Raw genomic sequence first — 26,847 nt, forward strand, 5'->3', positions numbered from 1 at the left:
CCTGCACTGGTTCCAGGCAGGACCCGAGGGGGCAATAGTCTCGGAGTTCTCCACACACAGCAGGGACGAGACCGACATCTTCACCGATCCCCACATCCAACGCACTACCGTGATCGGCGACTAACTACTTTTGCAGCCTTACAATGTAAGTCGACTATCACCAGACAGCAAGCGTATTACGACCACGCTGCGATTAATTCATGTGGTTTGTAAACCCAACTTATCACAAACACAAAGAATGCCCAACAAGTGAGGTCACTGTGAGTAAAGGTGCTAGAACATGCTCCTTTCCAGAGAATCTAGTGATATTTGACTGGGGATATGCCTGAGGAATAACCTTGCCCAAGATCTAGAGCAATACGCCAGCTGATCAAGTTCCCTAAACCTTGGACCTAGGACTGGGTGCAGTCACTATTCTTTCTTTTCTGTGTTCCCCTAATAGGGGTATCTTCTCACAACTGGCGCATTGCCCCGTACCTTAGCCTAACGGCCCCTAGATAGTTATAGGTTATAAATAACAGCAAATCCTATAGCATACAAACCAGCAGCGTACGATAACTCCCATCCACTACCCGTATCTCCTGAGTGGATCATGTAGAAACAGTAATATGGCCCCCTGCTAATTGCATCCTATCATAGAGGCTAGAGCCTTACAGCATCTCCCCTAGAGATTTAATCTAACGGAATGAGATCAGAGGCTAATAGACTTAAATTATTCCTGCCCTGCAATCTCTTGCAGGGGAGTTACCCTGATCCATTGAGCCGAAACCGTGCCTTCCTGGCATAGCAAGCCCATAGCACCTCCTGGAAGCGGATGGTCATCCGTTGCCTCCACCACGAGATTCCCGTCCACCCAACCTCGCAGTTCGCTCCCATCCACCTCCAGCGCCAGCTCATGCAGCTCATATGTCCTAAACTGTACTGATGCCTCACTGAGCGTCTTGCATTGATCTACACACTTCACCAGTCGAGCCCAGCCATCGTCACACAGTAGCAGTGCGTAGTATCGCCTCATGCCTCCTACGCGGGCAGCTATCCCTGCAGCTTTAGCCATATGCACCATAACCTGAGCCTGTACCTTGTAGTTTCGCCATCCCCCCGTACCTTGGATGACCAACCCCACTCCCCTGGATTGACTGATCCGAAACGGGTGATCCCACCAGCGGCCAAACTGCTCAGCACCATCAACCCAAGCTCGCCTCCACATTGTTCCCTCACTAGCAGGCAGACGCAAGAGAAAATCCGGTTCTCCATCCCAGGTCATGTAGTCGAGATACACCGCACCTTGACATGGGAAATCTGCTCTCACCTCCAAACCAACCTGCGCTATGGGTTGACCATCTGTGGAAGGAACACGCCATGCAATCTCACCCACCTCTCCAGGCCCTAGGCAGATAGGATCACCATATAACCTGCGAAGAGTGTCATTCGCCCCATAGCAGCTCACCAGTGGACGAATAAAGACTTGGTGATCATTATGTGGGTCAGCTTCAAGACGAGCATGCAGTAGCTGTCCTGAATAGATAGTCGGGCAGGCAACCAAATTGTATCCTGGCATAGCAGCTTCTTCGGGTTGGATAAAAGTAGGAGAAAACACACGAGCAGCTCTGCCAGGTGCCAAGTGGTTAAATCTGATGGAGAGGCTCCTACGACCAAGGGCACTGTGCCCAATAACGTTTTCGAGACTAGCTACTCCTCGCGAGTCCTCGGAATCATCAGATCGAAAGCCCTGCACGGCGCCAGGTAGATCAAAGTGAAATCTAGCTCCCCGCTTGGGTTCCGAGTGCGGCAATCCAGCTAGCTTTCTTCCCAGATTGGCCAGCCTGCAGGCTTCACGTACAGCATCCGTGATAACCTCGCCTCCCGCGGCACTTACCACGAAGAGACGATCGGCGACCGGTCCACGCCAGTCCGGTCCGGCATCTATTCCTGCTAGGCCGTTCTTAATCCCGAGGATGCAGCCAACGTTGCCCGAGTTGCAGTCCGTGTCCCAGCCAGAAGTATTCGCTATCATGAGGGATCTTTGAAAGTCATCCTCACCATAGAGCAGCGCTAGGATCACCAGAGCGTGGTTGGGCACCACATGGCAGTTGCCTGGGAAGCGATCGTAACCGTACCTAGAGGCGACCAGCTCTCTAGCTCGGCGCCAATCCGGCTCGCGCTCCCGCCACTCACGCAATTCCCAATGTACTCTAGCCACGGTGGAGTCCGGAGGAATAAAGCGCGATGCTACTTCCAATAGCATCTGAAGATCATGTTCGACGAAAGCTTGGGCCTCGATAGCCGCGATCGCCGCAGCGGCGTGCAGCGCCTCCCCATCGTGGCTTACACTAGCCGCCCTACGAGCCAGCGACGCAGCCTTCTCAGGATCACCAGGACAGACTAAGCCCCAGCCGTCCACAAAGATTTGTGCTCCTATCTGCTCGGCCACCACCCTGCCATTGGTCTCTATACTCCCACTGCTCGGTGCCGGTATACCCGAGGCTAAGCGTATAAAGGCCGTATGTTCGGTGGAGTTACCCATACCCCCCCACCATAGAGTCGTACGATGCTCAACGATGTAGTTGAGCCAAGTCTTGCCAACATCTTCAGGTGTGAAGTCAGCACCATAGTCTTTCAGTGCACGTACGAAGGTGAAAGTGCCAGATAGGTCATCATCTGTAACCACTAGCGGTTTACCAAGTCGCTCATGCACATAGTAGAGGACTTCCCCCAGCTCCCTCATAATACGATCATAAGTCCAACCTTCGAAAGGTCTGCCAAGATACACTCCTATGATCTTCCCTAACACGCCAGCATAAACACGCTCCAGGTAATCCTCGGGTATCACCATTACTAGAGCCTCCTTTCTACAGCACATGTTGAACTGAACGGACAATCCAAACGACACCTACATCTTCAACCCTCCAGATGTTAGCCCCTCCACAAACCTCCGCTGCAGCAGCAGAAATGTCACTACTATAGGGAAGATCATCATTACAGCCGCAGCGCTAGTCAGGCTCCAATCCCGACTGAACTGGGTGGTAAAGTTGTAATAGCTGGTAACGACCGTGAAGTGGTCTTCGTCAGTGAGAAAGGTGAGTGCTAGGAGGAACTCATTCCAGACGGACAATGCTACCACCAGCCCCACTGTCAGAAAACCTGGCCAAGATAGGGGTACTATTACCCTAGTAAATACCTGCCATTCCCCAGCCCCATCTACTCTAGCCGCATCCTCAAAGTCCGATGGAATATGCAGCATATAGGATCGCAGAAGGAAAATAGCAAACGGTGAGTTAAGAGCTACATAGATGATGATGAGCCCGAATAGGTTGTCCACCAGTCCCAAATGTCTCCATAAGAAGAACAAGGGCACCAAAAACAGCTGAATCGGCAAGGTAGTTGCAACAAGCAGGTAAAGCATCACTATCCCGCCACCCTTAAGGTGTAACCGAGCCAAACTGTAAGCGGCCATACCCCCCAGGATCAGAACTCCCACAACAGTACCAGCTACCAAGATTAAGCTGTTACGAGTAGTAACACTGAACCTACCTATCTCCCAGGCCCGCAGGTAGTTGCTCCAGAGGGCTTGAGTAGGGGGGCCAAGCGGGTCTCGGCCGATCTCCGCAGCAGATTTCAGGGAGTTGAACACAAGTACTACTAGGGGACCAAGCGCAAAAACCAGAAGCAGGGTAAGTATAACATAGTTGGGCAGCAACCTAAGGTGCTTGCTTTGCAAAGTTCTAAGCATAGGGCCACTCCTTTTATTATTAACTTCATTAACTTCTATATCTCCCAACCTCGCCAGCGTAGTACGACGAAGATCGCGATGACTACGCCAGCCAGCAAGCTCATGGTAAGTCCTATAGCTGCAGCGTACCCTGCCTGGAAGTTCTGGAAGGCCGCCTTGTATACCAACGTGGCCAGCACCTCTGAGGCTCCGGCCGGTCCTCCCTGTGTGAGAATCCAGATGTAGTCGAAGACCAGAAATGACCAGATCGACGTCATGAGAATCATAATTGCTACTGTCGGCCTAATACCTGGCAGTGTCACATACCAGAACTCTTGCCAACGGCTAGCTCCCTCGATCTTGGCGGTCTCATAGAGATCCGTGGGGATACCCTGCATTGCCGTCAAGAACAACACCATGAGAAAGCCCCACCAGTGCCAGTTGTCAACGAAGGCTATCGCCGGCAGAGCGGTATGGGGCTGACCCAGGAAAGGCTGAGCCAGCCCTCTGAACCCAGTCCACCTGGCTATAAGGGATCCCAGACCAAGATCTGGATCCATTAGTGACTGCCAAATGAAGGCTGTGACCACACTGGGTAATACGTAAGGCAGGAATAGCCCCATACGGTAGAGCATTGCTCCTCTACGTATAGGCGCAAGCAGGCTGGAGGCTAGCAGGGCCATTGCCATCGGCACCGTTAGAAAGAAGCACATGTATAGAAGATTATGTGCCAGTGCCGACCAGAACCCTGAGGAGCTTTGCAGCATCTGCCGGTAGTTATCTAGCCCCACAAATGTCGCCTTGCCTACACCTGACCAATCAGTAAAAGAATAGTATATAGCGCCCACTGCTGGACCTATCGTCACCACCAAGTTCAGCCCAAGGGCTGGCAGCACAAAGAGCCAAGGTAATACCAACTTACGCCGCTTCCAAGATGACCCACCTAATCCGACAATATGCTCTGCACCCAGTGTCCTCTCCTGTAGCTGACTTCGCATATCAGAATCTCCCCTTCTATTGACTTATAGAGCACAACCTAGCGCTTCGGAATGGGTGGCACCTTGCCTTCCTTCCTCTCTTGATCGAACACCTTCTGGTGCCCTTCCAGATACTCTTTGACAGTCATCTTGCCAGCCCAAACATCCTCGATCTTTTCTATCAGCCAGTTCTCGGCAGCGGGGGGCCAAAACGTCCATGTAGTGTAACCATAACTTCCTTCGTTGGACGCCTGCACAAGGTGCTCAAAGATCTGGATCTGCCTGGGATCCATCCCTTTAAGTTGGCTTGCGCTGATCTTGATGGGAGCAGGCTCAACTCCACAGTGGGTGATCACACGTGCATCCACATTGGGAGAGAAGAAGTAATCTAGGAAGTAGGCCGCTGCATCGGGGTTCTTGGAGTTGGCATTGATTGACATAGTGGAACCTATCGCCAGATCGAAGATCTCCTTGCCGGAGGAGGAGGGCATCGGCACCCAATCCCACTCGTTGTTATTGTGTGCAGCCTTGCCAAAGTAGTTCTTGAGGTTCGCAATGACCCAAGTCCCTTCTATGTCCATCGCAGCTTTGCCATCACCGAAGGCCGCTAGTCGAGTATTGGTGTTTGTCGTGTAGTAACGAGCAAGGCTACCCATAAACCAGCCGTTCTTCTGCATCTGGACAAGCAGGTCTATGGCGTGGATGAACTCTGGGCTGTCCCATCGCTTCTGCCCCATCAGCGCTTGATACACTGCGTCCGGCCCCGCTACATGATTGAGGAACTCGCCTACAAACCACTCGTTGGCCGGTCTCCAGTCCGCGTTGCCATGAGCAAACGGGATGATGCCCGCAGCATCTATCTGTGCTGCCAGCTTCATCAGGTCATCCATAGTCCGTGGCGGCTTCCAGCCATGCTGTTGGAAGAGAGTCTTGTTGTAGTACAGGACCAAAGTTTCCATCTCATTGGGTAAGCTGTAGATCTTGCCGTTGACCAAACCTAGGGGAAGCGCCCATGAAAGGTAGCGCTCCTTCCATCCATAACGCGCTATATACTCATCTAGAGGAGCTAACTGGTTAGCTGTAGCCAAAGCCACTGCGAAAGAAGGTCCCGGAGTACCCACCAAATCCGGACCGCCACCTCCAGCCAATGCGGTCCTTGTCGCATCCCAGGCATTGGCTCGAAACGTAGGATCCACCTTGACTTTGGACTGCATGCTATTGAAGGGAGTGATGGCTGCATCAACGACACATTTGGCTCCCTGTGCGCCACCAGTAGTGTCAAACCACATGGAGAGTGTGGCGTTGGGACCACTGTAGCCTACAGGCTGAGTGCCCACTGGGACAGCCCCAGTCGGTGATGCCGCCGTAGCGGGAGATGCACTAGGGGTGACAACCTGGGATGGAGAGGATGATGTCTTGACGCTACTGGTCGGCGTGCTGCCTTCACTGCCACAGGCCTGAGCTAATCCGCCAATGGCCAATAGCCCCACGCCAACTCCCATTCCCCTAAGCAACTGCCGTCGAGTGATCCTAGTATGATTTAACCCTTTCTGCATAGCTGACACCTCCTGCACCTATAATGTCTTGCGATTAAGGCTCAAAATCAGATAACTACTTCTCGATACTATCACCTCCCCAACAGGACTTAAGCAGAATCCCTAGTGATGACCTCAAAGGGCATAGCTTCAGAGCGCCCCCATGAAGGCGCTTTGCCTGCCAGCCGCTCAAATAGCATCTCTGCAGCCCTCCTGCCGAGATGCTTTTGGTGGAGACGTACGGTCGTCAGAGGCGGCTGCACGAGCTTGGCAGCGGGTATGTCATCGAAGCCCATTACTGCCACATCATTGGGCACCCTCAGACCACTCTCCCTGAGTGCCAGGAGAGCCCCCATGGCCATTAGATCGTTGGCCGCAAAGATCGCCCTCGGTTTGCGTCTCTCTAGTAGTGTCTGGGCAGCCAGGTAGCCACCATGTTCCGTGAAGTCAGCATCGACCACAAGATCCTCTTCCACCGACAAGCCGTGCTCGGCAAGCGCAGTCATATAACCCTGCAGCCGCAAGGGACCCGGACCTGTTTTGGATGCAATGATCGCCAGTGGCCAGTATCCACGATCCAGCAGGTAGCTCGTGGCATCTCGCGCAGCCGATATACTATCCACATAGAGGTTATCTAGAGGTAGAGGGCCGGTCTCCTGGGGACGCGACTCTAGGCGCACGACAGGCACACCGCGCTCGAGTAGAGGGCGCAGATCGGGCACCCTTAGGTGGAAGAGAGAAGCTACCACACCATCTACCCGACGCTGCATGACCGACAAGAGACATTGCCTCTCCTTCTCCTCTAGTCCGTCTGTGTTGTACACGATAAGATCGTAGCCGTGCTGATCAGCGATGTCCTGTAGTCCTCTCTCCACCTCAGGGTAGAAGGGATTGGTAATGTCAGGGATGATGCTGGCTATAGTGTACGTCTTACGGGTGCGCAGGCTACGAGCGTTAGTGTCCGGCACATATCCTAGCTGTTCGGCAGCCTCCAGCACCCTGCGGCGTGTCTCCTCAGGCACGGCCAAGTGACCTCTATTATTCAGCACCATTGACACAGTTGTTTGTGATACCCCAGCTAATCGGGCCACATCCTCCTGTGTGGGTCGCCTAGTCATACCACCTTCAGAATTCATTTCTCCATTTACCATTTATCACGAGATAATACGTATTACTAATACGTATTATAAGCTATCGCACTCAGATGTCAACAGAGTCTCAAGAGTTTTTAGCTATTAGCACGTTGATAGCTGCAGCGGTCTGATGAGAGTAATTTACTATCTATGTAAATAATATAAGGTACCTTGTTATAAAGCAGGACTTAGTCATGCTAGAATGAGTTTGTCAGGGGGAGATCAGGGAAGCTGTTGAGATAACCTTCTGTAACTCCCGGGCGCTAACCCTACCTGTTGCTTGAAGACCTTGGTGAAATGTGCTTGATCGTGAAACCGCAGCATCGCAGCTATATCCACCAGAGAGTTGTTCGTCAGGGCGATCAATCTTTTGGCCTCCTCAATCCGCATCCAACGAACGTACCGTATAGGAGATAGTCCCACCTCCCTGGTGAACATCCGCGACAAATGACCAGAACTAACCCCCACAAGATTCGCAAGCTGCTCCAAGGTGATCTCCTCGTACAGGTGATCGCAGATGAAGTCCCTGCAGGTCCGCACGATGGGAGATAGCTCCTTCTCTCCCGTCCGTTGAACCCTGGTAGCAAGCTCCAGGAAAGCTCTGTACGCAGCGTCTTCCACGGTCCTCACGTCCGGCAGGTCCTCTATCTCACGAATATATAAGTCTGTCACGGTATAAGACTCTTCCCTGGGCAGCTGTCCCTCTACGGCTGCCCGCGCGCAGGCCCCCAGGAAAGCGATAAACATGTTCTTTAAGCTCCTCAGGTAGCTATGGCTCGCCAAGGATACAGTCTTCAATCCCCCCTTAGGTGTAAGTTTGGCTAGGTCCCTAAGACCCTCGGGGTAGCCCTCACGGATGCAGGCCAATATCCAGCCCTCCACGTCTGCCGCCGGATGTAAGTCCACAAGCATGCGCCGTTGCAGCAAGTTAGTATCCGCGGCGGTAGTAGCGATGCACCGGGGAACAATCATGTCCCGCTGGCAGATAGCCCCCATCTCCAGCTTCTCGCCGCTCAGCAACCAGTGCAGCAATATCCCGAGATGCAGCAACTGATGTCTACCCAGCACCGGCAACGAGCGGTAGTAATCCAGCCACGCACGTCTGTTGTGAGGATCCACACCTAGGTCCCGGCACATCCCAAGCACTGCATCGTCATCAAGCAAGTAGCTTAGCACTGGCCCCACGCACAATAACCCCTGACATGACTCTAGCTCGACGCTTAGCAGCAGATACTGCTCCAGGCGATGGTTCACGCGCACCTCTGGTGGGCAGGGCTTATAGTGCATCTCCAGCACGGCGCGGAAGAGATCTGCTGGCCCTGCACAGCATGGTGGGAGCCGGCCATCGCAGCCCCAAAAAGACCCATTATGGGGATCGCCCTCAGGCAGGTATGCTATGGGCACCTCCAAAACCTCCTCGAGGTGCGTGCATAGGTAATGAAGATCGATCTCATGAACAACCATATCACTAATATACAAATACCATCGTTATCTTACAATAACTTCTCCCATAGGGTGCATCATCTTGAAGAAAAACTGGAGGAGTAGTGTCATGAGTCAAAAGCAGGATGCGGTGGGCATCGATAGACCCATCCCGTTCACTGAGAAGCTGATGTTCTCATCCACCAATGGCATAGGGACCTTCTACCTATTAATGTTTAATGTCCTCGATGTTCCTGATGTTCTTCTATACAGACGTGATGAAGCTCAGCGTAGCTTACGTTAGCACCTTGTTCGTCGTCGTGCGAGTCCTGGACGCCCTGGCTGCTCCGCTGTTCGGAGCCTACATAGACCGAAGTCATCCCACCAAGTGGGGAAGGTACAAGCCCTGGGTCATCTTGACACTACTGGCAACAACCATGTTAGGCCTGCTGACTTTCAGCCCCGTGGGCACCGGATCATCCCTAGGAATCTTCTATGCCACATGCACGTACGTCGCATTCAGTCTATGCCTATCACTAGGTGGCGGGCCAGGCATGGGCTTGGCAGCCGCCATCAGCAAACGGCAGGATGATAGGATGCAGATAGCCATGATGGGGTTCGTATGGGTGATGGTATTCTCCTCTCTAGTGGCCATCGCGGGATGGCCACTCATCAACCTGCTCGGCAGAGGGGATCAAGGGCAGGGGTTCATGCGCTATGCGCTAGTTTGCACTTGTATTAACCTGGTGCTGATAGGGCTCATCGCCGGCATAGTCAAGGAGAGGTTCCTGCTATCCGAGCAGCAATCTGTACGTAGCTGGCGCGAGATGATACCCTTTGTGGTGGGCAACAAGTACGCCCTCATAACGTTAATCTACATCCTGGTGATCAACCTGACTAGCGGCATAAAGACCGCAGTCATTATCTACTACCTGCGATACTACTTCAAAGATACAGCTATGCTATCGATGATCAATGCGCTGAGCCTCCTTGCCACTTTGATAGGTGTGCTGCTTAGTTCTTGGCTCACGCGTCGCATCGGACTTAGGCACAACCTACTGCTGATGCTGGTCATCAACTTCACGACTTGTATCCTAACTTTCTTCTTGCCAGCGACAAGATATGGACTGGTGGGGCTGATCTTCCTTAGTCTGGTGGCCAATATCTTCTTGGGCCTAGCACAGCCTGCCCAGGGTATTATGATGCCCATGGCCATCGACTACGGAGAGTGGAGATTCAAGGCCAACACTGGAGCACTACTTGGGGCAGCTGCCAGCTTCACCCAGACGCTGGCCACAGCCCTGTCCGGGGGAATAGTTGGAGGTACGCTAATGTTATCTGGTTACATACCCGACGTACCACAGAGCTCAACAGCACTCCTTGGGATAAAGGCCCTGATGTCGGTGATACCGGCAGCGGTGCTCATTCTTGGAGCAGCACTCCTATGGTGGGACCTTACAGACGATAGACATCAACAGCTAGTGCAAGAGATGAGGAGCAGGAGGCAAACCCTGGTAGGCAGGGATACTGAGTTACAATCACTACCATCAGAGGGACTCACTACACCATAGAGAGGAGAGGTTCTATGCAACGTACTACGTTCAACAGCGGCTGGAAGGTGAGGCCAGCAAGACATCTGTTTGCGGAGCTCATGGGTCCCAAGGAGTCGGCCAAGGAGGTGAGGCTACCACACGATGCAATGTGGGACACACAGCAGCGATCACCCGAAGGCAACCCGGCCATAGCCTTCTTCCCAGAAGCTGAATACGACTACACCAAGAGCTTCTTCGTACCAGAAGAGCACAGAGGGAAGATTGTGTTCCTGGAGTTTGAAGGGGCCTATAGCAGAGCGGAGGTATTCATCAACGGTGAGCTGGCCGCAGAGCGTCCATACGGCTACAGCCACTTCTACGTAAAGGTAGATCGCTACCTTAATTACGGGAGCACCAACGAGGTGAAGGTCAGCGTCCGCAACTACAAGGACTCGCGCTGGTACTCCGGCGCTGGCCTCTACCGTCCCGTATGGCTGATCGTCGCCCATCCCGTGCACGTAGCTCCAGATGGGATTAGAGTTTCCACCCCCGACGTCGACGCAAGGCGAGCAGTAGTCTGCGTGGCGACCACGGTCCAGCACGATGGGACCGGCATTGCGACGGTCAGCGTCCGCACCGAGATCATCGACGCGAACGACCGTATCGTGGCGAGAGACGAGGCACCTCTGACCACCGTGGCCGGGGAGGACGCAACGCTCCATCAAAAGCTATACGTGCGGTCACCTAGCCTGTGGAGTGTGGATGCACCCTACCTCTACACCTGCCGCACCACTCTGTATGTAGGAGACGAGCAGATAGACGAGGAGTTCACCACCTTCGGTATACGGACGCTGTCTTTAGATCCAGAGGATGGCCTACTGATCAACGGAGAGATCGTCAAGCTTCGGGGAGCATGCATCCACCACGACAACGGCATCCTAGGTGCGGCGACCTTCGACCGAGCTGAGGAGAGGCGTGTAGAGACGCTCAAAGCGGCTGGCTTCAACGCCCTACGCAGCGCCCACCATCCCATGAGCAAGGCGTTGCTTGCTGCCTGCGATCGCTTAGGCATGCTTGTGATGGACGAGTGCTTCGACATGTGGACGATCGCGAAGAACCCTTATGACTACTCATTGGACTTCCCCGAGTGGTGGCAACGAGACGTGGAGGCCATGGTGGCCAAGGATTACAACCACCCATGTGTCATCATGTACTCAATTGGGAACGAGATACCGGAGACAGGGAGCCCAATAGGCACCATTTGGGGCAGAAGAATCGCCGAGCATATTCGTGCTCTCGATGACACCCGCTTCGTGACCATAGCGATCAACCCGCTGGTTTCCATCATGGATGAGCTGATCGAGCAACGGCGAGCCATGTCCTCAGGAGAGGAAGGGTCAGGGAGCATGACTTTTGACGCGGCCGAGATGATGGCCGGCATAGCTGTGAGTGAGTCGGCCACTCGGCGCACTGCCGAGGCGTTCGCCTGTGTCGACGTAGCGGGATACAACTATGCCTGGGTACGATATAAGATGGACTTGGAGCTCTTCCCGAACCGGATCATCGTGGGCACAGAGAGCTTTCCTGGTGAGATAGACCGCATCTGGCAGTTAGTACAAGAGCACTCGCACGTGATCGGTGACTTCACTTGGACGGGATGGGACTACCTGGGGGAGGTCGGCATCGGCAGGGTGATCTATGATCCCTCAGAGCTAGCCTCAGGCTTCCAAGCAGGATATCCCTGGCTGACCGCCTGGTGCGGCGACATCGACATCACCGGTTATAGGCGACCAGCATCCTACTACCGTGAGATCGTGTTTGGGCTGCGCCGCGAACCGTACATCGCAGTGGAGCGGCCCGAACACCACGGTAGACGTCCCTTACACATGGGCTGGGGCTGGCCAGACGTTGTGCCATCGTGGACGTGGCCAGGATGGGAAGGGAGGCCGATCCGGGTGGAGGTGTACGCAGATGCCGAGGAGGTCGAGCTCCTCCAAAACGGCAGGAGCCTTGGCAGGGTCCCTGCAGGGGAGACTCACCGCTATCGCGCGGAGTTCGACACGGTCTACGAGCCCGGAGAGCTGGTAGCAGTAGCGTACTCTCAAGGACAGGAGATCGGAAGAGCGGCGTTGAGGTCAGCGCACGGGCCAGTGAGGCTTCACGTCGAGGCCGACCGCCGCGAGATATCGGCACTGGATGGTGATCTGGCTTTCGTCACCATCGAGCTCGTGGACGAGGAGGGCAACCTGTACGGTTCAGCGGACCGCAGGGTGTGGGTGAGGGTCGAGGGCGCGGGCGTCCTGCAGGGCCTGGGAAGCGCCAACCCCATCACCGAGGAGAGCTTCCTGGATCCAGAGCACTCCACCTTCGACGGCCGAGCTCTGGCAGTGATACGTCCCACGAGCCCAGGCACCATCACAGTCACAGCCGGCGCGGAGGGCTGTGAGCCCAGGTCGCTGGAGATCACCGTGAAGGAGCTATAGCTGATACTTGCAATATTGTGTGCATAGATATTACAATTTGCGGAAATATTACACAAAACAACACTATAATGCACACCAAGTGGTGTGGGAAGCATGACAGGAGGAAACACATGCTGGCAGTCTATGCCCTACGCACCGAGCATCTGGAGAACCCCCTAGGGATCGGGGAGAGAAGGCCGCGGCTCTCCTGGAAGCTCCGTAGCGATCGCCAAGATGTCATGCAGGTGGCGTACCAGGTGCAGGCCTTTCCCTCAGAGGCCGCAAGCAGCCCCTTATGGGACACCGGTAGGGTGGAGTCCTCGAGATCCCATGGCCTGCGCTACGATGGTCCCGAGCTAAGATCCGGACAGCGCGTGTACTGGAGAGTGAGGGTGTGGGACAACCATGGACAGGTATCGGAATTCAGCGAGCCCGCATGGTTCGAGCTGGGTCTCCTAGAGGCCGGCGACTGGCAGGCCTCTTGGGTAGAGCCTGAGGAGGAGGTAGATCCGGACGCCTACAAGCCGGCGCCTTACCTACGCAAGGAGTTTGAGGTGGGACCAGGGCTTGTGAGGGCTCGCGCCTATCTCACCGCGAGGGGCCTCTACAGGTTCTACCTAAACGGCATAGAGGCTACGGATGAGCTGTTTGCGCCCGGCTTTACATCCTACTACCACAGGCTGCAGGTGCGCACCTACGACATCACTGCTCTATTGCGCGAAGGCACCAACGCCTGGGGAATCATCCTGGGCGATGGCTGGTGGCGAGGCTCCACCGGAGCGGGCAGCTTGCGCAACAACTTCGGCTACAAGCTAGCGTTGCTAGGTCAGCTGGTGTTGGAATATGCCGACGGCAGCACGCAGGTGGTCGGCACGGATGCCAGCTTCAAGACCAATCAGGGGCCGCTGCGCAAGTCGGACCTCAAGGCTGGCGAGGTGTACGACAACCGCATCGTCCTAGATGGATGGAGCGAACCCGGATACGACGACTCCACATGGCGGCCGGTAAGAGAGGTGCCGCTGGGGTTGAATAACCTGGTGGCATCTGCAGGCCCTAGGGTATGTAGGCACGAGCGCTTCCATCCACAGGTATTACGTACACCTAACGGAGAGACGGTGCTGGACTTCGGACAGAACATCGCCGGCTGGGTGGAGATGGAGGTCGAGGGGCCAACCGGGACAGAGGTGGTGTTGGTGCACGGTGAGGCGCTGGACCGCGACGGCAACTTCACGCTGCGCAACCTGGCGATGTTCACCCAAGATGTGAGTGACTTTCAGGAGGTGCGCTACATCCTTCGCGGCGAGGGCAGGGAGCGCTACGAGCCGCACTTTGCGTTCTTCGGGTTTCGCTACGTGCTCCTGCGGGGCTACCCTGGAGATGTGCGCCCGGAGGACTTCACCGCCATCGCCATATACTCTGACCTGGAGGGTGTTGGGACGTTCGAGTGCTCCCATCCCCTGATCAACCAGCTGGTCTCCAATGCCCGTTGGAGCCAGAAGAGCAACTTCCTGGATATCCCGACAGATTGCCCCACTAGGGAGCGCGCGGGCTGGACCGGAGATGCCCAGCTGTACTGTAAGACCGCTACGCTCTTCATGGATGTCTACGCCTTCTTCGAGAAGTGGCTAACAGATCTCTCGGTGGAACAATACCCCAACGGCTGCGTGGGCAACACGGTGCCCAACATCAACGGCCTGCACAACGTCGAGGAGTGGGAGCGGCTGCGAAGCACCGTGCAGGACCCTTTCATGTTGATGATGCTTCATCGTCCTGGCGAGCCCTCCCCAATAGACGGCTCAGCTGGCTGGGGCGACGCAGCCGTGATAATACCTTGGACGCTGTACCTGTGCTACGGCGATCGGGAGATCCTCGAGAGGCAGTACGCCTCCGCCAAGGCCTGGGTGGACTACATGGCCCAGAGGGCCAGAGAGTCCAACGAGCTGCATAGAGACAAGTCCTGGTACAGCTCGTACACCGATGGCGAGCTGGACGCTAACTACGTGTGGGACACTGGCTACCACTGGGGAGAGTGGCTGGAGGCCGACCTGGCGGGCGCGCAGGATGATGAGCTGCGCGAGGAGCTGGAGAGACGCTTCCGGGAAGGAGATCCACTGGTGGCCACAGCCTACCTGGCGCACTCGGCAGGGTTGCTAGGGCGCATCGCTGAGGTGCTAGGGAAAGTCGACGACGCCGAGCGGTACGCAGCGCTGTCGGAGAGGGTGAAGAAGGTATACGACAAGCACTTCGTGCCTCCAGACGGCAGGATACTGTTGGACAGGCAGGCCCCCAACGTGCGGACGCTGGCGTTCGACCTGGCTAGCGAGAGCAAGCGTGCGGCGGTGGCCGCCAGGCTCGACGAGCTGGTAAGGGAGAAAGGATACCACCTCAACACAGGATTCCTATCCACGCCCTTCCTGCTGCCGGTGCTGGTGGACTATGGGTACGCCGACACAGCCTTTCGGCTACTTGAGCAGGAGACGTGTCCCTCATGGCTGTACGCTATTACGAAGGGAGCAACCACTATCTGGGAGCAGTGGGATGCGGTATCTCCAGAGGGAGAGGTGTCGGGTTCCCTCAACCACTACGCCTACGGAGCGGTGTGTGACTTCCTCTTCTCCTACGTGGTGGGCATCCGTCCCCGCTGGGAGGCTCCAGGCTACCGGCGATTCATCCTCAGCCCGCTGCCGGGAGGCAGCTTGGAGTGGGCCAGGGCAACCTTTGAATCGCCCTACGGCACGATCCGCTCCAGCTGGGAGAGAGGCAGCGAGCACGTGACCTACCGCTTCTCCGTACCCGCCAACACACGGGCTGAGGTGAGGCTTCCAGCTCCCCCCAAAGCACTGGACGATGTAGCCACTCATCACCCAGATGCCCGCTACGAGGAGGGCAGGGTAGTGTTCGAGGTGGGCAGCGGGGAGTATGAGGTAACCATCTAGTTGGGCAAATATATACTACCTATAACAATATTTTGCTAGCAGTGATGTGCCGTAGACGTTTATCCTGAGCGCAACAAACTCAGGAGTCTTATTGAGTGCTGGAGGACGAGATGTCGAAGCAGGCTGCAAACCATCTGATCGAGGGCATAGGCGATGTGGATGTACACACCCTACAGCTGCCCAGTGACGTGCACGTGGAGAGCGGAACTTATACCTACTCCGGGAAGGTGCTAGTAGCCTACAGGACCACAGAGGACACGGCTGAAGACCACCATAGGTTGGCGGTGATGGAGGACGACGGGAACGGCTTTAGGCCGATCTTCGCCGGCAAGATCCCACAGCTACCCCGGGCCAACGGCGTGCGCTACCTACCATTCGAGGACAACCACCGGGTGCTGCTCGGAGACTACGTGCTGGAATGCAGCCCGGACATCGACACCTGTAGGCAGGCTGAGCTGGTACCGATCCGGTACCCAGCGCTGCTGTACAAGGATCCCAACATCACCCACCGTTGGTCGGAAGTGATCATCTCCCCAGACAACCGCCACATCAGCTGGACCATCCTGACCCAGGGCTACTCTGCAGTAGCCCTGGGAACGCTGAGGCGTGAGTCTGACGCCTATGAAGTTGACGACGTGCGGATCATCAGCACGCTCTCCGGCCTCCAGCCCGACCCCTCTAGGCCCGGTCATCTCCTGTCGCAGCCGGTGAGGGGCGGTGAGGTGAAGCAGTTCGTCCGTGGAGGTAAAGCCATATCGCTCGTGGGTGCACTGGACAACGCCACACCCGACTCAGTGGTGCTGGACCTACCATCTGGCAGCCTTACACAGGTCACGTGTACGCCGGGCTACAACGAGACGACTATCTTCTCACCGGACGAGCGGCTCGGTATGGTAATGAGCACGCGGTTCTCAACGCGCACGGATCCAGCGATCTTCGGTTTGGTGCCCAGGCCTTACGGTACCATAGCCCTAGCGGGCATGATCTGGTATCTGTACACCTACGCCGTGACGGGAGTGCGCAACCACAGGCGGGGCAACATCGGGCCCGCGCTGGTCGAAATAGAGCGCTCCATGCGTGATAGGAACTACCTAGGGGTGCAGCTCACCACCGATGAGGACTGGGTGTACTGCTCTCCCATGTCTTGGCACCCCGACGGCAAGCGCGCCATGTGGCCGGAGATGCGCAGGGGCAGTCGTGGCGCACATATGCGGCTACAGGTGGTTAGGCTGCTAGATTACGAGCCAGGGCCCTCGGTGCGCCCCACGACTACACCCATCGACCTGCCCTACGCCGTCCACGACCTCGAGGTGCTCTCGCAGCTGGGGCAACATAGCCTGAGCGGCAGGATAGAGAGTATCTCAGGGTACGTAGAGGTGGCCATGGAGGTGCACGGTCACTCAGGGCGCACGGAGATACGTTACCACTCGTTCAGCACCGATGGGATCAACTACTACAGCGGCTACGAGCGCAGCAGCTACGGCTTCACCCAAGAGAGCTACTACCAAGCGGAGCTGCAGCTATGGGGGCCTACCCCCGGAGAGATGCAGCTCCGCGCGACATTCTCCCCTATGCTAAGCCAAGAGCCGGTGAGGCTGCTGTTCGAGAGAGGCAGCGACGGCCTCCCCAAGAGCTATGGGTATGCAACTTACGGTGATAGGACGCTACACATCGAGGCGCTGGAGGAGTAGAGGTCTCATCACTTAGGAATCAAACCCTTCCTGTACTCTGAGGGAGGGGTCCCCACGAGCTTTCTGAACACTCTGGAGAAGTAGTTGGGGTCGTTGTAACCCACGCTCAGTGCCACCTCTGTGATGCTGAGCGTGGGATCCCGCAGCAGCTCGCGTGCATGCTGGATCCTTACGTAGTGTATATAGTCCACCAAGCTCCTTCCCGTCTCACGCTTGAACCTGCGAGATAGCGTGAAAGGGCTCACTCCCAGTGCACGTGCCACCTCCTCCAGGCGCACGTCGCGTACGAAGTGCACGCGCAGGTACTCGATCGCCCGCCTCACCAGATCGCTGTAGCCCTTGATGGACATCTGCAACACTAGCCGGCAATACTCTAGCTGCATCTCCTCAGTCAGGTCCCCAAGCTGTGCTAAAGTGGTACACCTCTCGATCAGCACCGAGTAGCGCCCGGAGATACTATCCAGGTACACGGGATGCACCCCACCGCTAGCGGCCGCTCTCCTCAGCAGTGTGTTCAACACCAGGCAGGCGTTCTTCATCGCGCGCAAGGGATCGCCCGGGGCCCTCGAGAGGAGCGGCAGGACATCCACCGACCGTTGCTCGGTAATGATGCGCTTGAGCCCCTCCAGGTCGCCTTCCGCTACGGCGCGCAGCATCTTCTCCTCAAGTCGGTAGTTGGCCTCCACTCTCTCGGCAGCCTCCTCTTGGCTAAGCAGCTGGGCCCCAAGATTGCGGCGCGGGAGCAGCGTGGTCATGCGCGGGGAATACTCTAGAGCGGGGCGGTCAACCTCCTGGGCGCTCACTAGCAGGGCTAGCAGGTCCATCACCAACCTCTCCCTGCCCAAGCTCATCACGGGCAGCGATAGATAATATTGCCGCAGCGCGTGCCGCAGCGACAGGGGTAGACCATGCCGTCGGAGCATGCGATCCACCCACTGCTGGGGGGGTGGATTCTGCAGGTAGGGTCCAACCACCAGCAGCTCAGCCGAAGGCATCGGCGCAGATAGATACCTTAGATCGAGGGGGCTAACGTGCACGAGGACCGCCTGGGCAACCGCTGGATCCTCAAGTGCCAGGCCGGCTGGTGGCTGGGGCAGGTTGTCGAACAGAGGCTCAGGAGGCCAGAGGACTAGCTGACGGAGGCTCACGTTTCCCCGAGAATCGATGACCCATAGGTTCATTCCCAGCAGGCGAGTTATGAAGCTAGCTATCCTATCCAGCTCGACCGTCATGACCTTAAGCAATATTGTACTATTATTTCCAATATATTGCTAGTAAGGCCGTCCCCTGACCGGTATATTCGAGCCCAAAGGAGTAGCTATAGTGCAGGAGGATTACAATGGCAACCACGGAGCAAACCACGTCCAGGACCGGTGACCGCCTGAGCCTAGCTGAGAGAGTGGCAGTGGTGATCAATGGAGGCACGGGCAGCTTCCACAACCAGATGATCCAGCTCTACCTAATGTTCTTCTACACCGACGTGCTGCAGCTGAGCGCCAAGTTCATCGCCCCCCTATTCTTGGTAGCACGGGTGGTGGACGCTTTCCTTGGTCCAGCGTTTGGGATATTCGTCGACCGCACGCGCACGCGGTGGGGCAAGTACAAGCCCTGGTATATACTGACCGGAGCGCTGATAGGGGTGTGCGGATGGCTGAGCTTCACGCGCCCACCCATAGGAGGGATGTTGCTGCTGGCCTACGTGGCGCTGACTTACTTCCTGTACAGCGGGCTCAAGCCCATGGAGCAAGCCCCAGCCGGCGCCTTGATGAGTACTACTACCAAGAGCCTGCAGGAGAGGCTGACGCTAGGACAGATCGGCTTCGTGCTGATAATAGTCTGCTCGATAGTCGCCCAGGTAGCGGTACCGGTGCTGTATCCTAGGCTGGGAGGATCCCCAGCCACAGGCTTCTCCATCATCATGGGGTTTGCCGCCCTTCTGGGGGTGGTGGTGGCTATCTTTCAAGCCGTGACCATAAAGGAGAGGTACTCGCACATCAACTCTGCGGGCACGCAACTGCCGGTACGCGAGATGGTCAGAGTAGTGTGCACTAACAAATACGTGTTCATTCCGTACCTGTTCACCTTCGCCATCAACCTATCGGGCGGCATCAGGTCGGCGCTGACGATCTACCTGTTCAGGTACTACTTCCACAACACCGACCTCATGGCCACAGCAGGGCTGGCAGGCTTCCTCCCGATGCTCCTCGGTGTAGCACTCAGCCGGCGCGTTACCACGGCGATAGGACTCAGGGGCAACCTGCTTGTGGCCACCGTAGTGGGCGCGTTGACCAACGCCGCCGTGCTGCTCATGCCGGCCTCGGCCACTGGCGCCTGGATCTATGTAGGGGTGTCCGCTCTCGGGAGCTTCTTCCAGGGACTGTCTATCCCCGCACAAGGCACGATGCTCCCGGCAGCGATGGACTACGTGGAGTGGCAGACCGGTAAGCAGATGCAGGCCTTTATAGGGTCCTTCTCTGGCTTCTTCCAAACGCTGGCCAACGCGCTCGCCAGCGCGATCGCGGCCACGAGCCTGTCCATCATCGGCTACGTGCCCAATGTGGAGCAGAGCAGCGGAACGCTTGCGGGCCTACTCGTGGCGATAGGGTTGGTACCGGCAATCTGTACCCTATTGCAGCTGTCGGTGCTGTGGTTCGACCTGACGGAGACCAAGCAGCAGGAGATAGCCGCGGAGCTGTTCAGCCGTCGCGGTGCCCAGGTCGATTCTATACCGCTCGGGCACATCTGATGCCAGCACCATCGTCGGGCTTACTGACAGGTAGTTAGTATATCCTCTAATGTCTCTGCTAGAAATCGTCTGGGCGTCTGGGCGGTAACTAGGTGAGCATGCTACCGCCCAGACGCCTGTCGGCGACTATGTGTAGGTCGATGTCCCGGGCAATGCGCAACAACCGCTCCGTAACGGACCCACACAGTAGCCTGTGCAGCCAACCGTGTCGGGAGTGTCCCAACACTAGACTATCCACGTTCTTGTCGTGAGCCACACGCACCAACGCTCGAGCCACATCCCGGTCCCAAACCCGCACAATCTCCGCACCCAGGTCTTCAGCCATCCTGAGATACTCCTCGGCCGCTGGACGATGTGGAAGAACTTGCCGAATGGGATCGACAGGAGCCACGCCACCACCGTCACCTGGTGGATCAGCGATATGAACCAGTAGAACTTGCCGTGCCACCACAAGGAGGACGCCGTCAGCGCCAGCCCCGTTATGGCAATGGCGAACAGCAGCACGATCGGCACCAGGTCGAACCCGAAGCGCTGAGTGGTCCTCAGCCCCACGTCGATAGTGCGCCGCCACAGGGCAATGCCCACCCCTATGATCAGCAACAACGCAGTGAAGTCTAGCGCGTGGAACAGTGCGAAGCCCGTGCCCGCCCTCGTGGGAAAGGTGAACACCGGGAAGCCAAAGAACCACAGCTGATAGTGGTCAGGAGGCATGAAGGTGAACCTGATCCAACCGAAGGTGAGAGGGAAGGTGATGAGGCAGGAGATCACCACCCCCCAGAAGATCGACATGTGCATGATCCACCGCTGCCGGCTGCGTCGAAGGATGAATGTCTGTCCGAAGATATCGCGCCACCAGGCGATCGGGATCAACATCGTGTAGCGGCGAAAGTTCCGCCAGGAGAGGAACGTCTTCCAGCCCGCCTTGAAGTACCGCCAGGTGGGAGGTCGCGTGAGCCAGAGCGTGTATCGGTAGACGATCGCCGCCAGGGCGAACACTGTGGCCACCGCGTACCCGATCAGCGCGGAGTCGAAGTCTCGCAGCCCGCGCGATCCTATGTAGATGAGCACGAGCAGCACTAGGGTGGACAACACCGCTAGCGCTGCCGCAGGTAGCTCGCGCCTCTGCATATCTATCCTCCTCTGCACCATGCCACCATGGGTCGTAGCTCGGAAGATAGCCATTATTATAACACGGATACTACCCGTTGTGACGGAGCAATCACCCCTTAGGGTGGGGTGCTCCAGCATATCCATGAGCATAATGGGAGTGAGGTTTGACGGAGGTGTGGCGATGGCCGATAAACTCAGGGCGCGCATGCGGCAGGCTGATGCTGGTCTGCTGATTCTTATCCTGGGAGGGAGCACCCTGATCCTACTCGGCCTGCTCGCCCTCGCGATCATCCCTAGACAAGCCCCTCCTCTAGCGCCACCAACTACGCCAGAAGGAGTGGTACAGCGGTTCTACCTGGCGGCCTACAACGGAAACTCAACCCGCGCCTACAGCTACCTATCCCAAGATGCCAGGCAGCGCATCTCTGCCGACGATTTGGAGCAGCAGCTCGGTTCAGAACTCCGCGGCAGTAGGATCCAGGTAGGCATGTCTAAGGTGCAAGACGACAGCGACAAGGTAGAGGTGGCCATAACACGATTCGGTCCCATTGGGACGTTCGGGCCTGAGGAGTGGACTAAGCGTCGTGATGTGTACTTGCAACGCGAGGCCGGCACATGGAAGATCACGGGAGAGGCGTTTCAACTGCTACCTAAGGAATTGCCGGTGACCAGATGATACTACCTAGGGAGGCTGCTGCAGGAGGAGTTATAGCATGTTTGGACCAAACGTAATAGAAGTTCTTGCGCCAGGCCTCGTAATGTTAGCGCCGGTACTGCTTATCTGGGTTATCACCCGTGAGCGGCTGAGCATCGCCGTCGTAAGACGTCTATACGTCTATGCGACAGCATTCCTTGGCCTGCAGCTGACAGCGGTTGGATCCCGGGATATACTCTCCATGCTGCTCGAGCGGGTATCGGCTAACGCGGTTGGTACCCCGAGAGAGGAAGTACAGCGGCTGAGTCTGGCCGTCGCGCTGCTCATAGTAGGGGGCCCGCTATGGGGCTTCCACTGGTACTTTGCTCAGAAGAGTGTAGATCGTTCGGAGGAGCGATACTCGCCGGTGCGCAGATTATACGGTTATGCGGTGCTGACCGTATCGATGCTCGTGCTGCTGTTCTCGATCCAGGATCTGATCGGAGGGACCCTGAGACCTCCCGAGTTTGCTTTAACGCCCGAATGGATTCCTCGGGCCATCGCCTCTCTCCTGATCTATGGCGTTATATGGGCGTACCACTGGCGAGTCATGGCAGCCGACAGGGTCGTGGTAGAGGTTGCTGATGCCCCAGCGACGCTCCGACGGTGGTACTTAGTGGTCATCCAGGCATTTGGTCTAGCGACGGCGGCTTTGGCTGCGGCCAATCTTATCAGCCAGCTCCTGCGGGTTTGGCTAGTGCCAGCGATAGGCCAAGCACCTCCTTTTGGCTGGATGGTTGCAAGGCTCATGGCCGGACTGGCGGTCTGGCTGCCTCATCACCTGTGGGCGCGGCGGCTGGTTCGTCGATCTGGGCCGCTGCGCGAGGACGAGGCATGGTCGCCTTTGAGACAGGTGTACGAGGCGGTCGTGATCACCCTAACGGCGGCGGCTGCTCTGGGAGCAGCCGCCTCACTCCTGCGCGCCATCCTGCTCGCCATGTTCGGTGGTACTGGCTGGATATCAGTGCTGGAAGACTATACGCCTGCGATCGCAACTATCCTGGTGGCATTACCGATCTGGGCCTACCATCGGAGACAGCTCACTGAGGAGGCTTTGCTGGCGGACATCCCGGCACGACAGGATACGGCCAGGAGAGTGATCTGGTATCTGACGGCAGCTGTAGGACTCTCCGCACTCTTCTTTGGGTTCGGGGGACTGGTGTACGCACTGCTGCAGATGCTCCTGCCCTCGAACGCGATCGGTGCTGGCTGGCGTGAGCCGCTCAGCACGTATCTGGCCCTATCATCTGTGGCGCTGCCGATCTACGCCGTCACCGCGCGAGCCATTGAGAGCTTAGTCCGCAGATCGCCCGCGGAGGAGCGGACACTCACCCGCCGCATTTACCTGTACGGGGCGCTCCTGTTCGGCATCTCCGCGACGATCGTCACCGGAGTCATGCTTCTGAGAGTAGTACTGCAGTTCATCCTGGGGGCACCACCCAACCCGACAACTGACCTCAGTCGCTGGCTCGCGTACTTCCTCGTTGCTGCCACTGTTGCGGCCCATCATGCCATGCTGGTGCGCAGGGCAGGTAGGATCACAGTGGATACCGGCAGCGGCACCATAATCGCCGTCGTGGCGAATCAACCCCTGCAGCAGGCGATAGTCGACGGTCTACGGCACGAGCTGCCAACCGCCGAGGTAAGGGTCTCTGGGACGAGAGAGCTCGAGGCTATATCGTCGGCCCTTACTGGGGCGGATGCCCTCATATTGCCGCTGGATGCGTTGCTGGAGACAGCAGTGACAGCGGCCGCTGCCGGGTACGCCGGCAGCCGGATACTGATCCCAACTGATGTTGCGGGCTACGAGTTGGTAGGTGTTCGAGCGAATCCGAAGGCGCTCGCCAGGGATGCAGCCAGGCTGGTACGGGAGCGCCTCGTGCGCGGTACCGAAGGGTCCTCTACGCACCCGAGCATGAGACACCAGAACTCACCATTAGGAAGGAGCCGCGGCATTGAGCGCAAGTAGTGCTGCTGAAGGGTCGTACGATTGGTATAAGCTCGACATCGACCGCGTGCTTGAGCTGCTGAGGGTTGACTCGAATCAAGGGCTCAGCAACCTCGAGGCAGCCAGGCGCCTACACAAGTACGGCCCTAACCTGCTGCCTGATCGCAGCTCCAGGCGACCGATCGAACTTCTGGCCGCGCAGTTGAGGAGCACGCTGGTCCTCGTCCTGGCGGGGGCATCTGTGGCATCTTTAGTCCTGGGAGACCTCGTCGATGCCGCGGCAATCACCGTAATACTCCTGCTCAATGCCTTCCTAGGTTTCTGGCAGGAATACAGAGCGGAGCGGGCTATGTCTGCACTCAGGCAGCTGTCGGCGCCCGTGGTGAAGGTACGGCGTGAGGGACGAGTACTGGAGTTGCCGGCTGGGCAGCTCGTCCCCGGAGACATAGTGCTGCTGGAAGCGGGCAACATCGTCCCCGCGGACGGCAGGCTGCTGGAGGGCTCCAATCTGCGCGTGCAGGAGGCCGCGCTCACCGGTGAGTCGGAGCCCGTGGAAAAGCAAGTGGCCACGCTCACCGGAGACCTGTCGCTTGGCGACCGACGCAATATGGTGTACGCAGGCACCTTCGTCTCCTACGGCCGTGGCACAGCTGTGGTCACCGAGACCGGGATGAACACCGAGCTCGGCACTGTAGCGGCGCTGCTGGGCTCGGTGAGAGCGCAGCCCACGCCCTTACAGGTGAGGCTTAACCACCTCGGCAGGTTGTTGGCAGGCGTCGCCGTAGCCCTCGCCCTGATCATCTTTGCGCTCGGTCTACTTCGCGGCGAGGACTTGCAGCTGATCTTCTTGACGGCAGTGAGCCTTGCCGTCGCCGCGGTGCCAGAAGGGCTGCCTGCCGTGGTGACGATCGCCCTGGCACTGGGCGCTCAGAGAATGCTAAGGCGCCGAGCCCTGATCCGCGTGTTGACGGCCGTGGAGACGCTCGGAGCGGTCACCACGATCTGCACGGACAAAACAGGCACGCTCACGGAGAACAAGATGAGGGTGACGACCCTGGAGGTGCCGGGCAAGAGGATGAGCCCGCCTGACTTCCCAGGCGATGCCGCCCGCAGCCAGGCAGATAGGTCGGGGATGGTCCTTCTCCTGTTAGGTGGCGCCCTATGCAGTGACGCCTGGCTTTCGCCTGAGGAGGCTGCAGAAGCTGACCCTCAGGTGCTAGGGGATCCCACCGAGGCGGCGATCGTGGCGGCTGCCGCCCAGCGGGGCCTGCGGAAGTTCGAGGTGGAGCAGTACCTGCTGCGGGTTGCGGAGGTGCCGTTCGATTCGGAACGCAAGCGGATGACGACCGTGCACCAGGTGAGGCACGACCTCGTGACCGATAAGGCACAAACACCTTGGTGGGTCACGCACCTGCCCTCATCCCGTAGTTCCTACTTGGCATTCACTAAAGGAGCCGTAGACAGCATCCTGCAGGTATCCAGCTACCTTTGGGTCGATGGCCGGACGATACCGATGGATGACTCCCGCCGCAGGGAGCTAATGGAGGCGCACGATGCGATCGCTCGAGGCGGGGAGCGCGTCCTCGGCATCGCCTATAGACCGCTGGAGGCTCTACCTTCGATGGACGACCCCATCGAACAAGCGCTCACCTTCGTCGGCATGATCGGCATGAAGGATCCACCTCGTCCGGAGGCGCGCGCAGCCGTTGCCCGATGTAAGCGTGCGGGGATACGGCCTATCATGATCACTGGGGATCATCCCCTCACAGCTCTGCACGTCGCCCAGGACCTGGACATCGCCACCGACGCCCATGTGCTGACCGGGAAGGAGATGGATATTATGGATGTTGACCATCTCGTGAGCGTGGTGGAGAAGGTGTCCGTATATGCCCGTGTGTCCCCCTTGCACAAGCTGAAGATAATCCAAGCGCTCCAGCGGCGAGGGCACGTGGTCGCGATGACCGGTGACGGCGTCAATGACGCCCCAGCGCTCAAGGCCGCGGATGTCGGCGTGGCTATGGGGCTCAAGGGAACGGACGTCGCCAAAGAGGCGGCGGAGATCGTACTCTTGGACGACAACTTCAGCACGATAGTGGCAGCCGTGGAGGAGGGTCGAGCGATCTACGACAACATACGCAAGTTCGTGCGCTACCTGCTGGCCAGCAACGCGGCGGAGTTGCTCGTCATGCTCCTTGGGCCATTGATCGGCATGCCGCTGCCGCTGCTGCCCTTGCAGATCCTATGGATCAACTTGGTAACCGACGGCCTGCCCGCTCTCGCGCTCGGATTGGAACCCGCCGAGCCTGACGTGATGGAGCGACCACCTCGTAGCCCAGACGAACATATCCTCGGAGGAGGGCTCACTCCCCGCATCATCTTGGCTAGCCTCTTGATGGGGATTATCTCTCTAGGCCTTGGCGCGATATACTGGCAGAATGGTGCTCCTCAGTGGCAGAGCATGATCTTCATGACCCTAACTTTGTCCCAGATGGCCCACGTTCTGGCAGCCCGTTCCGAGCGCAAGCTGCTGCTCACCCTAGGTCTAAGGTCCAATACCTACCTACTGGGGGCGGTGGCCCTGACCGTGCTCCTGCAGATAGTAGCGGTCTACGCCCGCCCCCTGCGGTCGGTGCTTGGTACGGTAAGGATGTCGACGATGGATCTGGTCTTGAGCGTGGCAGCTAGCTCGGTCATCCTCGTGGCCCTCGAGATCGAGAAGGTGATCAGGCATGCCAGGGCCAACTAAAAATATGATAGCCCACGACCTGCCTCCCGCCCCGATGGGTGGCTGGAACACCACCCCTATAGATCATCATGACTATCCGAGAGGATGTGTCAGCAAGCACCTTCATGGGCTACTATGATACCAACGATGCAAGGCAATCAGAGCATGCACGATGAAGCTACCGTGGTCATCTCTGGAGGATACATCTCAATGAGGGACGGCCCATT

18 protein-coding genes and 1 pseudogene are annotated in these 26,847 nt (G+C 57.4%); 11 read left to right on the forward strand and 8 right to left on the reverse strand.

The annotated features are described in order from the left end of the window. A pseudogene (locus N2245_RS11135) lies at positions 1-124 on the forward strand (D-lyxose/D-mannose family sugar isomerase); the annotation flags it as partial. Between the two features lie 588 nt (positions 125-712). Here N2245_RS11135 and N2245_RS11140 read toward each other — a convergent pair. From N2245_RS11140 to N2245_RS11165, 6 genes are all read right to left on the reverse strand, one after another. Further along, a complete protein-coding gene (locus N2245_RS11140) occupies positions 713-2,833 on the reverse strand; it encodes an ADP-ribosylglycohydrolase family protein (protein WP_494536810.1) in 2,121 nt (706 codons plus the stop codon). A 57-nt stretch (positions 2,834-2,890) separates the two neighbouring features. After that, a complete protein-coding gene (locus tag N2245_RS11145; RefSeq protein WP_494536811.1) occupies positions 2,891-3,730 on the reverse strand; it encodes a carbohydrate ABC transporter permease in 840 nt (279 codons plus the stop codon). 35 nt (positions 3,731-3,765) lie between these two features. Continuing rightward, entirely contained in the window at positions 3,766-4,707 is a 942-nt protein-coding gene (locus N2245_RS11150) for a carbohydrate ABC transporter permease (RefSeq protein WP_494536812.1), read from the reverse strand. Between the two features lie 38 nt (positions 4,708-4,745). After that, positions 4,746-6,242 carry an ABC transporter substrate-binding protein gene (locus tag N2245_RS11155; RefSeq protein WP_494536813.1) on the reverse strand — a complete coding sequence of 499 codons (1,497 nt, stop codon included), beginning with the start codon at positions 6,240-6,242 and terminating at the stop codon, positions 4,746-4,748. Between the two features lie 89 nt (positions 6,243-6,331). Continuing rightward, positions 6,332-7,357, reverse strand: a complete 1,026-nt coding sequence (locus N2245_RS11160) for a LacI family DNA-binding transcriptional regulator (RefSeq protein WP_494536814.1) — start codon at positions 7,355-7,357, stop codon at positions 6,332-6,334. 219 nt (positions 7,358-7,576) lie between these two features. Continuing rightward, positions 7,577-8,758 carry a helix-turn-helix transcriptional regulator gene (locus N2245_RS11165; protein WP_494536815.1) on the reverse strand — a complete coding sequence of 394 codons (1,182 nt, stop codon included), beginning with the start codon at positions 8,756-8,758 and terminating at the stop codon, positions 7,577-7,579. A 148-nt stretch (positions 8,759-8,906) separates the two neighbouring features. Between N2245_RS11165 and N2245_RS11170 the strand changes: the two genes are divergently transcribed. The 5 genes from N2245_RS11170 to N2245_RS11190 all read left to right on the forward strand — a co-directional run bounded on the left by N2245_RS11170 (position 8,907) and on the right by N2245_RS11190 (position 17,397). Then, complete coding sequence (locus N2245_RS11170; RefSeq protein WP_494536816.1) at positions 8,907-9,080, forward strand: hypothetical protein; 174 nt, start codon at positions 8,907-8,909, stop codon at positions 9,078-9,080. Beyond that, positions 9,034-10,347 carry an MFS transporter gene (locus N2245_RS11175; RefSeq protein WP_494536817.1) on the forward strand — a complete coding sequence of 438 codons (1,314 nt, stop codon included), beginning with the start codon at positions 9,034-9,036 and terminating at the stop codon, positions 10,345-10,347. Before N2245_RS11170 ends, N2245_RS11175 begins: the two co-directional genes overlap by 47 nt. Positions 10,348-10,361: 14 nt before the next feature. Then, a complete protein-coding gene (locus tag N2245_RS11180) occupies positions 10,362-12,791 on the forward strand; it encodes a glycoside hydrolase family 2 TIM barrel-domain containing protein (RefSeq protein ID WP_494536818.1) in 2,430 nt (809 codons plus the stop codon). A 110-nt stretch (positions 12,792-12,901) separates the two neighbouring features. Then, the gene (locus N2245_RS11185; RefSeq protein ID WP_494536819.1) at positions 12,902-15,706 is read left to right on the forward strand and encodes a glycoside hydrolase family 78 protein; all 2,805 of its coding nucleotides are present in this window, start codon (positions 12,902-12,904) and stop codon (positions 15,704-15,706) included. A gap of 110 nt (positions 15,707-15,816) precedes the next feature. Then, positions 15,817-17,397, forward strand: coding sequence for a hypothetical protein (locus N2245_RS11190; RefSeq protein ID WP_494536820.1), 1,581 nt, complete (start codon positions 15,817-15,819; stop codon positions 17,395-17,397). Positions 17,398-17,405: 8 nt separating this feature from the next. On the opposite strand, the gene N2245_RS11195 is transcribed toward N2245_RS11190, so the two are convergent. After that, complete coding sequence (locus N2245_RS11195) at positions 17,406-18,641, reverse strand: helix-turn-helix domain-containing protein (protein WP_494536821.1); 1,236 nt, start codon at positions 18,639-18,641, stop codon at positions 17,406-17,408. 95 nt (positions 18,642-18,736) lie between these two features. On the opposite strand from N2245_RS11195, the gene N2245_RS11200 reads away from it, so the two are divergent. Then, positions 18,737-20,143, forward strand: a complete 1,407-nt coding sequence (locus N2245_RS11200) for an MFS transporter (protein ID WP_494536822.1) — start codon at positions 18,737-18,739, stop codon at positions 20,141-20,143. A gap of 88 nt (positions 20,144-20,231) precedes the next feature. Here N2245_RS11200 and N2245_RS11205 read toward each other — a convergent pair whose 3' ends face one another. After that, a complete protein-coding gene (locus N2245_RS11205; RefSeq protein WP_494536823.1) occupies positions 20,232-20,831 on the reverse strand; it encodes a universal stress protein in 600 nt (199 codons plus the stop codon). Positions 20,832-20,858: 27 nt separating this feature from the next. On the opposite strand from N2245_RS11205, the gene N2245_RS11210 reads away from it, so the two are divergent. The 4 genes from N2245_RS11210 to N2245_RS11225 all read left to right on the forward strand — a co-directional run bounded on the left by N2245_RS11210 (position 20,859) and on the right by N2245_RS11225 (position 26,641). Next, positions 20,859-21,023 carry a hypothetical protein gene (locus N2245_RS11210; protein ID WP_494536824.1) on the forward strand — a complete coding sequence of 55 codons (165 nt, stop codon included), beginning with the start codon at positions 20,859-20,861 and terminating at the stop codon, positions 21,021-21,023. 411 nt (positions 21,024-21,434) lie between these two features. Beyond that, positions 21,435-21,929, forward strand: coding sequence for a hypothetical protein (locus tag N2245_RS11215; protein WP_494536825.1), 495 nt, complete (start codon positions 21,435-21,437; stop codon positions 21,927-21,929). Between the two features lie 37 nt (positions 21,930-21,966). After that, the gene (locus N2245_RS11220; RefSeq protein ID WP_494536826.1) at positions 21,967-23,916 is read left to right on the forward strand and encodes a DUF5671 domain-containing protein; all 1,950 of its coding nucleotides are present in this window, start codon (positions 21,967-21,969) and stop codon (positions 23,914-23,916) included. Then, the gene (locus N2245_RS11225; protein WP_494536827.1) at positions 23,903-26,641 is read left to right on the forward strand and encodes a cation-translocating P-type ATPase; all 2,739 of its coding nucleotides are present in this window, start codon (positions 23,903-23,905) and stop codon (positions 26,639-26,641) included. Before N2245_RS11220 ends, N2245_RS11225 begins: the two co-directional genes overlap by 14 nt. Positions 26,642-26,847 lie beyond the last annotated feature (206 nt).

This window comes from Thermobaculum sp. T2p, from assembly GCF_059335935.1.

Bases quoted from the DNA above. Each gene is read 5' to 3' on its own strand.
- N2245_RS11170 (WP_494536816.1), top strand. From the start codon at position 8,907: ATGAGTCAAAAGCAGGATGCGGTGGGCATCGATAGACCCATCCCGTTC.
- N2245_RS11155 (WP_494536813.1), bottom strand. From the start codon at position 6,242: ATGCAGAAAGGGTTAAATCATACTAGGATCACTCGACGGCAGTTGCTT.
- N2245_RS11180 (WP_494536818.1), top strand. From the start codon at position 10,362: ATGCAACGTACTACGTTCAACAGCGGCTGGAAGGTGAGGCCAGCAAGA.
- N2245_RS11145 (WP_494536811.1), bottom strand. From the start codon at position 3,730: ATGCTTAGAACTTTGCAAAGCAAGCACCTTAGGTTGCTGCCCAACTAT.
- N2245_RS11160 (WP_494536814.1), bottom strand. From the start codon at position 7,357: ATGAATTCTGAAGGTGGTATGACTAGGCGACCCACACAGGAGGATGTG.
- N2245_RS11140 (WP_494536810.1), bottom strand. From the start codon at position 2,833: ATGGTGATACCCGAGGATTACCTGGAGCGTGTTTATGCTGGCGTGTTA.
- N2245_RS11150 (WP_494536812.1), bottom strand. From the start codon at position 4,707: ATGCGAAGTCAGCTACAGGAGAGGACACTGGGTGCAGAGCATATTGTC.
- N2245_RS11220 (WP_494536826.1), top strand. From the start codon at position 21,967: ATGTTTGGACCAAACGTAATAGAAGTTCTTGCGCCAGGCCTCGTAATG.
- N2245_RS11200 (WP_494536822.1), top strand. From the start codon at position 18,737: ATGGCAACCACGGAGCAAACCACGTCCAGGACCGGTGACCGCCTGAGC.
- N2245_RS11185 (WP_494536819.1), top strand. From the start codon at position 12,902: ATGCTGGCAGTCTATGCCCTACGCACCGAGCATCTGGAGAACCCCCTA.
- N2245_RS11175 (WP_494536817.1), top strand. From the start codon at position 9,034: ATGTTCTTCTATACAGACGTGATGAAGCTCAGCGTAGCTTACGTTAGC.
- N2245_RS11190 (WP_494536820.1), top strand. From the start codon at position 15,817: ATGTCGAAGCAGGCTGCAAACCATCTGATCGAGGGCATAGGCGATGTG.
- N2245_RS11215 (WP_494536825.1), top strand. From the start codon at position 21,435: ATGGCCGATAAACTCAGGGCGCGCATGCGGCAGGCTGATGCTGGTCTG.